The organism is Streptomyces sp. NPDC111802, from assembly GCF_055634335.1.
Window position 1 is genome coordinate 42740 of sequence record NZ_JBVKCZ010000050.1, and the last position, 13161, is coordinate 55900.

A 13161-nucleotide genomic window follows, 5' to 3' on the forward strand; every position below is an offset into this window, starting at 1 on the left:
TGTGCAGCTCCCTCGGCCTAGTACGAGAAGGCCATCGGCTTGTCGGCGTCACGGGAGTCGCCGCCGATCTTCGTGGGCGGGTTCAGGTCGGCCTCCGTCAGCTCGGGCGGGCCGGCCTTGACGTACTTCGCGAGGAGCTTGACCTCGACGACGGCGAGGATGGCGTACAGCGTGGTGAAGACGATCATCGAGGTGAGGACCTCGCCCTGGGAGACACCGGGGGAGACCGCGTCACGGGTGCGCAGGACGCCGTAGACGACCCAGGGCTGACGGCCCATCTCGGTGAAGATCCAGCCCCAGGAGTTGGCGATCAGCGGGAAGGCCAGGGTCCAGATCGCGATGCGCCAGTACCACTTGGTCAGCTTCGGGCCGAGCGCCTTCTTCGGGAGGAGCACCAGATGCGGCACCTCGTCGTCAGCGACCCTCAGGTGCTGCGGCAGCATGAACTTCTTGCGAGTCAGCCAGAGCCCGACCAGGCCGATGGCGAACGACGTCATACCGAAGCCGATCATCCAGCGGAAGCCCCAGTAGGCGACCGGGATGTTGGGCCGGTAGTCGCCCGGGCCGTACTTCTCCTGCTCGGCCTTGTTCACGTCGTTGATGCCGGGCACGTACGAGGTGAAGTCGTCCTTGGCCAGGAAGGACAACAGGCCCGGAATCTCTATCGCGACCTTGTTGTGGCCCTTGTCCACATCGCCGACGGCGAAGACCGAGAAGGGTGCCGGCTCCTCGCCGTCCCACAGCGCCTCGGCCGCGGCCATCTTCATCGGCTGCTGCTCGTACATGATCTTGCCGAGCGTGTCACCGCTGACTGCGGTGAGCAGGCCGCCGATGGCGACGGTGACCAGGCCGAGCCGCAGCGAGGTCTTCATCTCACGGATGTGCTTCTTGCGCAGCAGGTGGAAGGCGGAGATGCCGACCATGAAGGCGCCGCCGGTGAGGAATGCCGCCGAGAGGGTGTGGAAGGCCTGGGCGAGTGCGGTGTTCTGGGTGAGCACGAGCCAGAAGTCGGTGAGCTCGGCTCGGCCCTTGGCCTCGTTGATCTTGTAGCCGACGGGGTGCTGCATCCAGGAGTTGGCCGCCAGGATGAAGTACGCCGACAGGATCGTGCCGATGGAGACCATCCACATACAGGCCAGATGGATCTTCTTCGGCAGCTTGTCCCAGCCGAAGATCCACAGACCGATGAAGGTGGACTCGAAGAAGAAGGCGATCAGCGCCTCGAAGGCGAGCGGAGCACCGAAGACGTCACCGACGAAGCGGGAGTAGTCGGACCAGTTCATGCCGAACTGGAACTCCTGCACGATGCCGGTGACGACACCCATTGCGATGTTGATCAGGAAGAGCTTGCCCCAGAACTTCGTCGCCCTGAGGTACTTCTCCTTCTCCGTGCGTACCCAGGCGGTCTGCAACCCGGCCGTGAGGGCGGCCAGCGAGATCGTCAGGGGGACGAACAGGAAGTGGTAGACGGTGGTGATGCCGAACTGCCATCGCGCCAAGGTCTCCGGCGCCAAAGCCAGGTCCACGTCGCCGCTCCTTACATACGCTTGTGAAAGCGTTCACATTCACAAGCAATTATGCAGCACGAACTCTGTCGACCTCGAAGGGGGGTCCCTTCCTTCGGACCAACCCCTTGGCGCGAGCTTCAACATATTGTTGAATCGATGCTCATGCAGACACAGCCATCGCTACGGATACGGATCTCCTGGCCTGCAGGGCACGTCACTGCAGCCTTGGACGACACCCCGACCGCGCAGGCCCTGGCCAAGGTCCTGCCCCTCGTCTCCACCGCTCGTACATGGGGTGAGGAGGTCTACTTCGACACGGGCGTCGCCGTTCCACGTGAAACCAGCGCCCGGCAGGTCGTCGACCCGGGCACCGTCGCCTTCTGGACGGACGGCGACGCGCTGGCTCTCCCCTACGGACCCACGCCGATCTCGCGAGGCGACGAGTGCCGCCTCGCGAGCCCTTGCAACGTCCTGGGCCGCATCGACGGCGACCCTCGCCTGTTGGCGACGGTACGCGACGGTGACCCCGTGCGCGTGGAGCTGGTTGAGCCGGCGGACGCCTAGAAGTCCTTGCGGAACCCTTCCGCCGCCTTCAGGAAGATGTCGTTCGCCTCGGCCTCCCCGACCGTGACCCGCACACCCTCGCCCGGGAACGGCCGGATCACCACGCCCGCCTGCTCACACGCCTCCGCGAAGGCGGCAGTGCGCTCCCCCAGTCGCAGCCACACGAAGTTGGCCTGGGTCTCGGGCACGGTCCAGCCCTGTGCGCGCAACCCGTCGACCACGCGGTTGCGCTCACACACCAACGACCCGACCCGGCCGAGCAGTTCGTCCTCGGCACGCAGCGAGACGATGGCCGCCTCCTGCGCGAGCTGGCTCACCCCGAAGGGCACGGCCGTCTTACGCAGGGCCGCCGCCACCGGCTCATGGGCGATCGCAAAGCCGACGCGGAGACCGGCAAGGCCATACGCCTTGGAGAACGTCCGCAGGACACAGACGTTCGGCCGCTCACGGTAGAACTCCACCCCGTCCGGCACCTCGGGGTCGCGGATGAATTCGCGGTACGCCTCATCGAGCACCACCAGGACATCGCTGGGCACCCGGTCGAGGAACCGCTCCAGCTCGGCCCGCCTCACGACCGTACCCGTCGGGTTGTTGGGGTTGCAGACGAAGATCAGCCTGGTGCGGTCGGTGATGGCGGCGGCCATCGCGTCCAGGTCGTGCACCTCGCCCGGCGTCAGCGGCACCTTCACCGACGTAGCGCCGCTGATCTGCGTGATGATCGGGTACGCCTCGAAGGACCGCCAGGCGTAGATGACCTCGTCGCCGGGTCCGGCGGTGGCCTGGATCAGCTGCTGGGCGACACCGACCGAGCCGGTGCCGGTGGCCAGGTGGGACAGCGGGACGCCGAAGCGCTCGGACAGCTCGTTCATCAGCCCGGTGCACATCATGTCCGGGTAGCGGTTGAAGGACGATGCGGTGGCCATCACCGTCTCCATCACGCCGGGCAGCGGCGGATACGGGTTCTCGTTGGAGGACAGCTTGTAGGCCACAGGGCCACCGGCCGCGGCGGGCTTGCCCGGCTTGTAGGTGGGGATACCCTCCAGCTCGGCGCGCAGCTTGGGGCTCGTCTCACTCACCGCAGTCCTCCTCGCGACCACCGGCGGCCATCACCACCGCCGGCTCCAATACTTCTCACCTTATGAGGATTCGGCGCCGATGCGTACAGGTGAGGAAGCGCCGATACGCGCGGGCGACGCGCGCTCGTCTGCTGATCCCATCTGTCACACCTGCATCAGGGGCATCGCCGCACGAAGGCGTACGAACTGGGGGGCGCGCCATACATATATCTACGCGCCGGTGGCTTACGCCGTGGCGCGCATCACCCGTGAAGGTGAGTTGAGACCTCTTCGAAACATCGGACACTTGGCAGGCTCATGCGCGCCGACAAGTCACGTCCTACTATTGGATCGTTCAACTCCCTTGGTTTCCAAGGAATTTGACTCCCAATGACCTTGCAGAAACGTGCCTGTCAACGACTGCATATGCGTCCGCACTACCCCACCGCATGAGCCCTACTATCGGCTCGCCATGACAGCAGCAGGGAAGCACCAGGTGAGCCGCGCGGAAACCTCACGTCGAGGCAGTCGGCCCGGTCGGGCGGGCATCAGAGACGTGGCGGCCGCCGCCGGAGTCTCCATCACGACCGTCTCCGACGCCCTCAACGGCAAGGGCCGACTCCCCGACGCCACCCGACGCCATGTCCGCGAAGTGGCCGACCGGCTGGGCTACCGGCCCTCGGCCGCCGCCCGCACACTCCGAACCGGCAAGTCAGGACTCATCGGCCTGACCGTGACGACATACGGGGATGAACCTTTCACCTTCACCGAGTTCGCGTACTTCGCCGAGATGGCCCGCGCCGCCACCTCGGCCGCACTCGCCCGCGGCTACGCCCTCGTGATCCTCCCCGCGACCTCGCGCCACGACGTCTGGTCCAACGTCGCCCTCGACGGCACGGTCGTCATCGACCCGTCCGACCAGGACCCGGTCGTCAGCGAACTGGTCAGACAGGGGCTCCCGGTCGTCTCCGACGGCCGCCCCGCCGGTTCGCTCCCGGTCACCGCCTGGGTCGACAACGACCACGAGGCCGCCGTAATGGGCATCCTCGACCACCTGGCCGACGCGGGCGCCCGCCGGATCGGCCTGCTGACGGGCACCACGACGGACACGTACACCCATCTGTCCACCACCGCGTACCTGCGCTGGTGCGAACGCGTCGGACAGGACCCGGTGTACGAGTCCTACCCGGCGCACGACCCGTGCGCGGGCGCCGTCGCCGCCGACCGGCTGCTCGCTCGACCCGACCGCCCCGACGCGGTCTACGGCCTGTTCGACCCGAACGGCACCGACCTGCTCGCCGCCGCCCGCCGCTACGGCATGCGCGTACCGGACGACCTGCTGCTGGTGTGCTGCAGCGAGTCCACGGTGTACGCCAACACCGAGCCGCCCGTCACCACGCTCTCCCTGAAGCCGCGCCGGATCGGTACGGCAGTGGTCCAACTGCTCATCGACGCCATCGAGGGGGTCGAGTCGGACCAGCCCGTCGAGCAGGTGATACCGACCGAGTTGATCGTGCGTACCTCGTCCCAGCGACGTCCGCCGCGTACGACCGTCAGCCCGCCGCGGTCCCCCGAGGAGCGGTAGAAGCGCGCCGAAGCACGGGAACGGCTGGTCGGAAGGCCGGCCGAGCCCAGTCGTCGAGTGGTCGAAGCCCTGCCCAATCGGGGCGAAAGCCGCGGTGAACAGCAGTCCTGCTCCGATTCACCACCCCTGGGTCATCACATGGCGCGATCGGCATTCCTATGATGGGCCCACGACACCCGCGGGCCGCTGCGACCAGGCAGTCCGATGCGGTGCAGATGCGGCGCGATGGTGGAGGGGTCTGATGACTCAGGGGGCCGGTCAGGGACCCGAGGTGGAGCGCACGGCGACGTTGCGCGACTTCCGGGTGCCCGCATACGTCCATGAGACCGGTCCGTACGCCCACAGCACGCACCCGGGCGAGGTCACCCCGCTCCTCGACGAGGCCTATCCCGAGGGGTACACGCCGACGCAACGCGACCTGCCGGTGATCAATCGCGGTGACACGGTCCAGGTGCACGTCGACCCCGCCTCCCTGCCGGCCCAGCAGTCCACGCAGGGCGCCGGTCCGCTGTTCGTCGTCGGCGATGTGCACGGCTACCTCGACGAGCTGATGGCAGCCCTCCAGGAGCGGGGCCTCATCGACTCGTCGGGGAACTGGTGCGCGGGCACCGCCCGGCTGTGGTTCCTCGGCGACTTCACCGACCGCGGCCCGGACGGCATCGGCGTCATCGACCTGGTGATGCGGCTGTCCGCCGAGGCCGCAGCGGCCGGCGGCTACTGCAAGGCCCTGATGGGCAACCACGAGCTGCTGCTGATCGGCGCCAAGCGGTTCGGCGACACCCCCGTCAACTCCGGTGCCGGCACCGCCACCTTCCAGGCGGCCTGGCTGCTCAACGGCGGCCAGAAGACCGACATGGACCGCCTCCAGGACCACCACCTTCAGTGGATGTCCCGGCTGGACGCCATGGAGGAGGTCGACGGCCATCTGCTCGTGCACTCGGACACCACCGCCTATCTCGACTACGGCGACTCGATCGAGGCGGTCAACGACACCGTCCGTGAGACGCTCACGCGCAACGACGCCGACGAGTGCTGGGATCTCTTCCGCAAGTTCACGCGGCGTTTCTCCTTCCGCGACGAGGGCGGCCCCGACCATGTGCGCTCCCTGCTCGATACGTACGGCGGCACCCGCATCGTTCACGGCCACAGCCCCATTCCGTATCTGCTGGGCGAGGTCGGCTCCGAGGACGGGGAGGACAGCACCGGGCCGCTGATCGAGGGGCCGCACCTCTACGCGGACGGCCTCGCCATCGCGATGGACGGCGGCGTGACCATGGCCGGAAAGCTGCTGGTGCAGCAACTTCCGCTGGATATCTGAACGTTCACCGGGCAGGCGTCCCCCCATCCCGCAGGGACGGAGGACGGCGCAGGCCAGGGCCCAATTTTGGCAAACCCCCTGTCACCGTGTGCCGTCACCGCTCTACCATCGGCTTATCCGTAGCAGGCTCCCCTCCGTTTCTGCCCGACGGCTCGTTGGCATGCGAGCCCCAAGCCCTACGGAGCATCGGGGGATGCACATGAACAGCGTTCCGCAGCACCTGCACAGCGAGGACCGCCAGGAGTACGAGCGGATCCTCGACGAGGCGCTGCGCTCCGCACCACACCGCCCGGAACTGGCCGCTGTGGGACAGCGGCTCAACTCCGAACAGCTGCGCACCATGGCGCTGAACGCCGCCGCACTCATCACGGCGGCCGCGGCGACCGAGTACCAGCACTACGTGAAGGTCCGCGAGGAACTGCGCCAGCCGGCGCCGTCCACCCCGTCGTCCGCCCGCGAGTCCGGCTCCACCGAGTCGGGCACGGGCGCGATGGGGCTCGCCACCACCATGGGAGAAGTCGCCGAGACGGTCGGCCCCGGCATCGTCGCCGTGGTCGCCGTCCTGGCGCCCGTCCTCGCCGGCACCGCCGCGGCGATCTTCCTGCTCGTCGGTTACATCCTGAAGATGTTCGACCCCGAGCCGGCGTTCGCCCAGACGATGCTCACCACCGGATGGGTGTTCGGCGCCATCGCCGCGGCCGCGATCCTGGTCGCCGCGGTCGGACTTCTGCTCACCGCCCTGCGCAACCGTCCGGCCTTCGACTCCGGGCCGCACGGCGAACTGAGCGAAGAGGTGGCCCGGGCCAAGGAAGCCTGGCGCGAAGCCCTGCTGGAGCGCGGCGTCCTGCCCTTCCTACGGGAGGCGCTCGCCGACCCCGGCACGACGGCGGCCCTGCATCGCACGCCACCGTCGACACCGGCCGGCCGTATCCCGAACCTCGGCTACGACCGCCCCGGTTTCAGCAGCCCGGGCGACGGCTCCTCCTCGGGCCCGCGTCCGAGCTTCAGCAGCCCGGACTACTCCAGCCCGGACTTCGGAGGGCCGGAACACCAGCCGGAGTAGCCCCTCGGCTTGCGCCCCCGCCGTGAGCAGGCCCCCAGCGGGGGACCTCCGCCTCGACGGAACCCCGAGGAGACCTCCTCGGGGAGGCGCAAGCCGAACAGGCGAACAGCCGGCCAGGACGTCGACGTCAGTCCGCGATCGGCAGGTACACCCGGTTGCCCGACGCGGCGAACTCCTTCGACTTCTGAGCCATACCCTCCTCGATCTCCTGCGGGGAACCGCCGTGTTGGCGGCGGATGTCCTGGGAGATCTTCATCGAGCAGCCACCCCGAACACGGCCGACGCCCACCACGGACCCTGGACAAGTGGCGGCGGTCGGCCTCAGCCACGAACCAAAGGCAGCGAGGATCCCCGACGCAAACAGGCAGTAGCGCCCGCAACCGCCTCTCCAGGCGCAGCGGCTGGCTCCGTTGACCCGTTTGGTGAGACTCGGGTTCTTTTGGTTATCGGCCAATCTCCCAACGTTGGAACCGGGGGGACTCAGTCCGCTTCTCATAATGGGAAATTGGCTCCCACTAGCCCGCTCAGCCGGAGACCAGGGCCCATACGCAGTGGTCTACCCCTAGGTACACAGCCTTTACGTACCCCACACGTGCAAACACACTTTCTAGCGAAGCGGTCTACGGCTGTGTTAAGTTCTACCCGCGTCGAACTCCCGGACAGACCAACCGGATTGAGACGCAAGGACCCCACATTCAGTACCCGCGTGCATGATCTGATCAACCGCCGATGGGTCTTTGGTTGGTGCGTCCGGAGAGAAGTAATCGGGGGAAGAAGTCCGGGGGAACCTTTCGGTTTCCACGCCTGTCCAGGTCGCCCGTAGGGACTTCCTCCGCTTGCGATTGAACGCAAGGGAGATTCTACGACCCGTAACACATTACGTATGGCCGCCATCTCGGGTCGGCCGCCGTGACTCTGTCTGCCGACCACGCCCGTACGCTCCTCGCCAACCCGGCTGTCAAGGCCGAACTGAGCACGCAGGAAGCGCAGTCGGTTCGTGCCGTCGCCGACGGCACGGCCACCAAGGCCCAGACCCGTGGCGCTGCCAGCAGTGCCGTCAAGGCCCTGTACTACCTGCTGAAGCGGCACGGCGGCAAGGTCTGCGACGACGCGATCAAGGCCGCCAAGCAGGGCTGGGGGAAGTTCCGTTCGTACATGAACGGCCTGCCCTGGTACCTCCCGGTCCGGATCGCCTGGGTCGCGGCCGGCGGTGAGGTGCAGTACGCGCTGTTCAGCTACATCAACAGCCTGTTCTAAGTAGATGAGGTGGGTGCCCAGGAACCGGCCGAAAAACGGCCCGGTACCTGGTCACTTCCGCTGCCGCGCATCCCGGCGGTGCTTCGTACGGTCCTGCTCGTCGCGAGGAAGAATTCCATGGCCTCCACCACCGAAATGCCCTCCGCTCTGAAGAACCTGTGGGCCTCTCCCTTCTGCTTCATCACGGCGGCGTTTGTCGCATTCCACATAGTCGGAAACAAAGGCGCGGGCTGGGCCCTGATGGCCGCCGGGCTAATAGGACCGCTTATCGCCCTCGCCTGGGGCGCGATCCGACGCGAACGGCCTGACTCGTTCGTGATCGTTCCGCTGGGAGCAATGGCGCTCTTCACCGTGCTCTTCGGCATCAACAACGGCCTCCCCTGGTCCTGACGCTCCGTCGGGATGGGTTCATCCGGAGAGGAACAGGCTGTGGCGACGGGCGAGGTACTGGCTGAAGCACAGGCTCTGAGACGCTCGTTCGGCAACAGGACGGTTCTCGACGACGTGTCACTGACGCTGCACGCGGGTGAGGTGACCGGCTTCGTCGGTGCCAACGACGCCGGAAAGACCACCACCATCCGGCTGATGCTGGGCCTCACCCGCGGCGAGGGCACGACGCTCTTCCTGGGCCGCCCCCTGCACGCCTGGAGCTCCCCGGGGAGCGTCGTGGGTGCGGTCCTCGGCGGCATCGCCGGCCACCCCAAGCACCGGGTGCGCTCGCATCTGCGGATGGTGGCCGCCGGGTGCGGCGCGTCCGACCAGCGCGTCGACGACATGCTGGAGTTGGTGGGTCTCACGCAGGCGGCTCGGTTGAAGCTGTCCCAGCTCTCTCTGGGCATGGCCCAGCGCGTGGGGATCGCGCAGGCGCTGCTCGATGATCCGCCCGTGCTCATTCTCGACGAGCCTGCCAACGGACTTGATCCGCATGCGATCCGCTGGCTGCGGGAGTTCCTGCGGGACCAGGCGGCGGGGGGCCGCGCGGTCATGGTGGCCAGCCACCTGCTGAGCGAGATGGAACAGCTCGCGGACCGCGTGCTGTCGCGCGGCCGCGTCGTTGCCGCGTCGCCGATCGCCGAGCTGCTGTCCCGGGCGGGCAGCCGGAGCGTGGTGACCGTGCAGACGCCGGATCTGCCGAAGCTCGCGTGCCTGGTGGAGAAGCAGGGTGGTCAACTGCAGCAGGCCGACGGGCTGAACGGGCACATCACGGGCCTGGAGCGGTCCGGGTCAGCGCCCTCGCGGCGGAGGCCGGCGTGACACTGCACTGGCTGTCCGAGGACATGCCGTCGCTGGAGGACTTCTACTGTCCATCGCGGAAGAGGAGTTCAGGATCTCGTGACCGCCCCTGACGCGCATCCCGTCGGCTGCCGGTGCGCCGACGTCCCCGTCCCCCACCCTGTGGGTCGTCCCGGTCGGCGAGGCATTTCGCAACGCGTGCCGGTACGAATGGCATCACCTCGCAGCGCTGCGCTCCACGTGGGTCCTCCTCGGCGTGGTGGCCGCGCTGAGCCTGCTCACCGGGCCCGGCCTCCTCCTCGACCTGGACAGGACGCGGGCGATCAGTGCGGTGTCGATGGCCGCCGGACGGCCTACGCGGCGAAGTGCGCGGTCGGGTTCCTGGTGGGCGCCGGTGTGGCGGCTACGAGCGCGCTCGTGGGCGCGATCTCGGCGGCGGTCGTCCTGGCCACGGTGAGTGCGCCGCAGCCGACATGGGGTACGGTGCTGCTGCCGGTACTGCGTTTCGTGCCGTGGATGGGCTGCTGGGCGCTGCTGTGCATGGCGCTGGTGGCGCTGTTGCGGAACAGGATCGTGCCGGTGGTGGTGCTGTGCCTGTGGCCCCTTCTAGGCGAGCGGCTCGCCGGTCTCCTGCTGGGCTACGTCCCCGGACTGGACGGCGTGGGCGACTGGCTGCCATTCGCGGCGGGCCGGGCGACGCTCACCGATGTATCAGCATTTGCAGGCCAGGAGCGATCGTTCGCAGAAGCAATGGTCGGGTCGGATCTGTCGACCCCGGGTAGCCCTGGTGGTCTACCTGCTCTACACGGCGGCGCTGACGGCGGCTGGCTACTGGGCGTACTACCGCCGAGAGGCCCCGACAGACTGAAGCACGCGCCAACTACTGATCCCTATCCCTCCCTTCCACACCTCATCCGGCCGAATCCCAATGCTGCCACCACTCGGCGCCCCGCTACTCCGTCTGCGACCGGAAGGCAGGGTACTGCCTCTACCCGGAGCCAAATGTGATAAGTCGGACAAACCGTTGCCTCCGGCGGTTCAGCCAACCATGCGGCGGTATTCAGTCCGCGATCGGCAAGTACACCTGGTTCCCGCTGGCCGCGAACTCCTTCGACTTCTGCAGCATCCCTTCGGCGATCTCCTCCGGCGACGCCCCCTCAGCCGCATCACCGCCGAACCGCTCTGGGATGCTTTTACTAATCTTCATCGAAGACAACCACACCCTGGAGAATGCCCACCGGCTGATAGTCCTTCGTGATCCGGCTCGGAACGGAACAGCGAGGCCATCTAACAAATCGAAGCGGTCCCCAGATTTCATAAGGAGGGATCGGCTGCACCGGGATACTCATGGCCATCGACCACCTCGCGGGCCACGTCCCTAACTGATCGCCTATGTGAACGGGCGTGTTTACGCAGAAGGTCGAAGGCTTCGTCCAGGGATACCGCTCTGTGGGTTGCGAGTATGCCCTTGGCCTGTTCGATGATCACGCGGCTGTTCAGGGCTGTTTCCAGTTGGGCGGCGAGAGTTCGGCAGCGGTGGGCTTCGCGGGCGCGTTCCAGGATGACGGCGGTGAAGTCCGCCATGGACTGGCCGAGCGTGAGTGCCTCCAAGGTGAAGGCGTGCTGTTCGCGGGACAGCAGGACGAGGGCCCCGCTGGTCCCGGCGGGCTCGCGCAGGGGGAGGGCTGCCACGCGGGTGTAGCCGAGTCGCAGGGCACGTGGGGCGTAGTGCGGCCAACGGTGCCTGGCAAGGCGGCCCTCGAATACCGACTGGGCCCAGAGCCCGTCGGCGTGGTGGCAGTCATGGCCGGGGCCTTCGCGCCAACCGACGGCTTCGTGTTCCAGACGGGACAGTTCGGGCTCTGAGCCAGTTACCTGCGCTGTCTTGTAGCCGTCGGGGGCGAACACCACGGTCGCGGCTGGGGTGTCGAGCAGGGAAGGGGCACACGTGGCCAAAGCGGAAAGGGTTGCGGGCACGTCAAGCGGGCCGTCCGCCGTGCTGCCGACCAAGGCTGTGAATACGTCGGCCAGCCGCTGCTCGGATATCATGGTGCCTCTTCGTCAGCTGAGTCTCAGGTCTCCGTGCACGATCTGCCGGGAGACTGTCTCGATCGATATTCCCTCGGCGAAGGCCCGGGCTTTGATGAGTGCCAGCGCGTCGGCGGTGGGGCGGCCAATTTCCTCGGAAAGCATGCCCGTGGCTTGCAGAACGGTTGCGCGTATGTCGATTTCGCCATAGAGGCCCGCGTCGGCGTCAGGGCCCAGGAGCACGATGGGGATGAGGGCTGCGGCGACTTCGGCAAGATCGGCGGGCCCGCCGGGCCCAGGCTGTGGATCGAAGACCGTCAGCACGCCCATGCAGCTGTCCTGCGACGGGAGCGGTAGGGCGGCCACCGAGGCGATGCCCAGCGAGGCGAGGCCAGTCCCGTAGCCGGGCCAGCGTGCCTCCATTGCCCGCCCGGAGACATGGAGCGGACGGCGTGCCGAGGCCGCATCTCGGGTGGGCCCGTTGCCGAGGATGAATTCCAGTTCTTGGGCTGCCCGAGATTGTTCGTCGGACACGGCGATCGCGAGCTGGTTCTGGCCGGCGTCGACCAGCGTGACCGCTGCGCTGCCCGTGCCGCACGCCTCGGCGACCCCGGTCATGAACCGCGGCCTGGTGCCATGGTTCTGGTCCCATTGCGCCGCACGCCAGGCGAAGTCTTCCTGGAGCCGGGCTGAAGCGCGGTGGCAGGCGGCTGTTTTGCGATGGGTCTCTGCGATGTGGGCGTGGAAGCCACGTCCGGGTTGTTTCGCCAGGAGTTCGTGCCGCTCTGCGACCGCCTCCGCCCGGTCCGCGCGCTCGCGGGCCAGCGCAGCCCGACGCTGCGCCACGGCTGCCAGGCTGAGATTCTCCTCACGCCTCTGCGGGTCCATGCACCCAAGAGTACGCCGCGCTGTCAGTCGGGGGCGTCACTTCGGCTTTCTTCCATCATCAGGACGACACCGCCGTTGTGCCCTCCGAACGGGGAGAAGAACACATCACAGGTGATGGACCGGCCGATACGGCTCAGCGCCTCCACCGCGACCGGGCCCGAACGCCTACGAGTCTGAAGGCACCGCTGCACAACAGGCCGCAGGACCTCGGTGGGCAGCCCGAAGTCCAGCTCGAAGAAGGGCTCTTCCAACACCTCGTCGGCACGCAGTCCCCACAGGTCGACTGCACCCCGGTTCCAGCTCCTGACCTTCAGATCCTTGTCCAGGACCACCACACCCGCAGCAATGCTCGTCAGAACCGCGTCCAAAAACGCCCGAGCCTCGTCCAGTTCATCAGTGCGGATACGCATCTCCTCATTCATCGTCTCCAGTTCCTCGTTGCCCGACTGGAGCTCTTCGTTGGTCGTTTCCAACTCCTCGTTGGTGGACTGCAGTTCCTCATTGGTCGTCTCCAGTTCCTCGATGCTGGACTGGAGTTCCTCGTTGGTGGTCTCCAACTCCTCGTTGGTGGACTGCAGTTCCTCGTACGCCGTTTCCAGGTCCTCCCGGATCCTCTTGACCTCCGCCTTCAGCTGCGTGGCGACAGTGACGTCGGTGAAGGA

General features: G+C 67.2%; 15 protein-coding genes. 7 read left to right on the forward strand and 8 right to left on the reverse strand.

Annotated elements, in window-relative coordinates:
* Positions 1-17: 17 nt before the first annotated feature.
* Positions 18-1526, reverse strand: coding sequence for a cytochrome ubiquinol oxidase subunit I (locus ACZ7NC_RS37860; RefSeq protein WP_471495405.1), 1509 nt, complete (start codon positions 1524-1526; stop codon positions 18-20).
* 144 nt (positions 1527-1670) lie between these two features.
* Between ACZ7NC_RS37860 and ACZ7NC_RS37865 the strand changes: the two genes are divergently transcribed.
* Positions 1671-2072, forward strand: a complete 402-nt coding sequence (locus ACZ7NC_RS37865; protein WP_471495435.1) for a cyclophilin-like fold protein — start codon at positions 1671-1673, stop codon at positions 2070-2072.
* Here ACZ7NC_RS37865 and hisC read toward each other — a convergent pair.
* Positions 2069-3148, reverse strand: a complete 1080-nt coding sequence (gene hisC, locus ACZ7NC_RS37870) for a histidinol-phosphate transaminase (RefSeq protein ID WP_471495407.1) — start codon at positions 3146-3148, stop codon at positions 2069-2071. The two genes, ACZ7NC_RS37865 and hisC, sit on opposite strands and share 4 nt — an antisense overlap.
* A gap of 451 nt (positions 3149-3599) precedes the next feature.
* On the opposite strand from hisC, the gene ACZ7NC_RS37875 reads away from it, so the two are divergent.
* The 3 genes from ACZ7NC_RS37875 (at position 3600) to ACZ7NC_RS37885 (ending at position 7093) form a co-directional block, all read left to right on the forward strand.
* A complete protein-coding gene (locus ACZ7NC_RS37875) occupies positions 3600-4712 on the forward strand; it encodes a LacI family DNA-binding transcriptional regulator (RefSeq protein WP_471495409.1) in 1113 nt (370 codons plus the stop codon).
* Between the two features lie 241 nt (positions 4713-4953).
* On the forward strand, positions 4954-6030 hold the full coding sequence (locus ACZ7NC_RS37880; RefSeq protein ID WP_471495411.1) for a metallophosphoesterase: 1077 nt from the start codon (positions 4954-4956) through the stop codon (positions 6028-6030).
* 193 nt (positions 6031-6223) lie between these two features.
* Positions 6224-7093, forward strand: a complete 870-nt coding sequence (locus ACZ7NC_RS37885; RefSeq protein ID WP_471495413.1) for a hypothetical protein — start codon at positions 6224-6226, stop codon at positions 7091-7093.
* A 127-nt stretch (positions 7094-7220) separates the two neighbouring features.
* Here the strand turns inward: ACZ7NC_RS37885 and ACZ7NC_RS37890 are convergent, their stop codons facing one another.
* Entirely contained in the window at positions 7221-7349 is a 129-nt protein-coding gene (locus tag ACZ7NC_RS37890; RefSeq protein ID WP_471495437.1) for a hypothetical protein, read from the reverse strand.
* Between the two features lie 653 nt (positions 7350-8002).
* Here ACZ7NC_RS37890 and ACZ7NC_RS37895 point away from each other — a divergent pair.
* From ACZ7NC_RS37895 to ACZ7NC_RS37905, 3 genes are all read left to right on the forward strand, one after another.
* The gene (locus tag ACZ7NC_RS37895; protein WP_471495415.1) at positions 8003-8350 is read left to right on the forward strand and encodes a hypothetical protein; all 348 of its coding nucleotides are present in this window, start codon (positions 8003-8005) and stop codon (positions 8348-8350) included.
* 117 nt (positions 8351-8467) lie between these two features.
* The gene (locus ACZ7NC_RS37900) at positions 8468-8740 is read left to right on the forward strand and encodes a hypothetical protein (protein ID WP_471495417.1); all 273 of its coding nucleotides are present in this window, start codon (positions 8468-8470) and stop codon (positions 8738-8740) included.
* 12 nt (positions 8741-8752) lie between these two features.
* The gene (locus tag ACZ7NC_RS37905) at positions 8753-9604 is read left to right on the forward strand and encodes an ABC transporter ATP-binding protein (protein ID WP_471495419.1); all 852 of its coding nucleotides are present in this window, start codon (positions 8753-8755) and stop codon (positions 9602-9604) included.
* A gap of 332 nt (positions 9605-9936) precedes the next feature.
* Here ACZ7NC_RS37905 and ACZ7NC_RS37910 read toward each other — a convergent pair whose 3' ends face one another.
* The 5 genes from ACZ7NC_RS37910 to ACZ7NC_RS37930 form a co-directional block, all read right to left on the reverse strand.
* Positions 9937-10125, reverse strand: coding sequence for a hypothetical protein (locus tag ACZ7NC_RS37910; RefSeq protein ID WP_471495421.1), 189 nt, complete (start codon positions 10123-10125; stop codon positions 9937-9939).
* Between the two features lie 518 nt (positions 10126-10643).
* Positions 10644-10790 (reverse strand): hypothetical protein, encoded by a 147-nt coding sequence (locus ACZ7NC_RS37915; protein ID WP_471495439.1) that lies wholly within the window; start codon positions 10788-10790, stop codon positions 10644-10646.
* 107 nt (positions 10791-10897) lie between these two features.
* Positions 10898-11632, reverse strand: a complete 735-nt coding sequence (locus ACZ7NC_RS37920; protein ID WP_471495423.1) for an ANTAR domain-containing protein — start codon at positions 11630-11632, stop codon at positions 10898-10900.
* A gap of 12 nt (positions 11633-11644) precedes the next feature.
* A complete protein-coding gene (locus ACZ7NC_RS37925; protein ID WP_471495425.1) occupies positions 11645-12499 on the reverse strand; it encodes a GAF domain-containing protein in 855 nt (284 codons plus the stop codon).
* 23 nt (positions 12500-12522) lie between these two features.
* Positions 12523-13161: PAS domain-containing protein (locus ACZ7NC_RS37930; RefSeq protein WP_471495427.1), on the reverse strand; the 639-nt coding region annotated here is incomplete at its 5' end.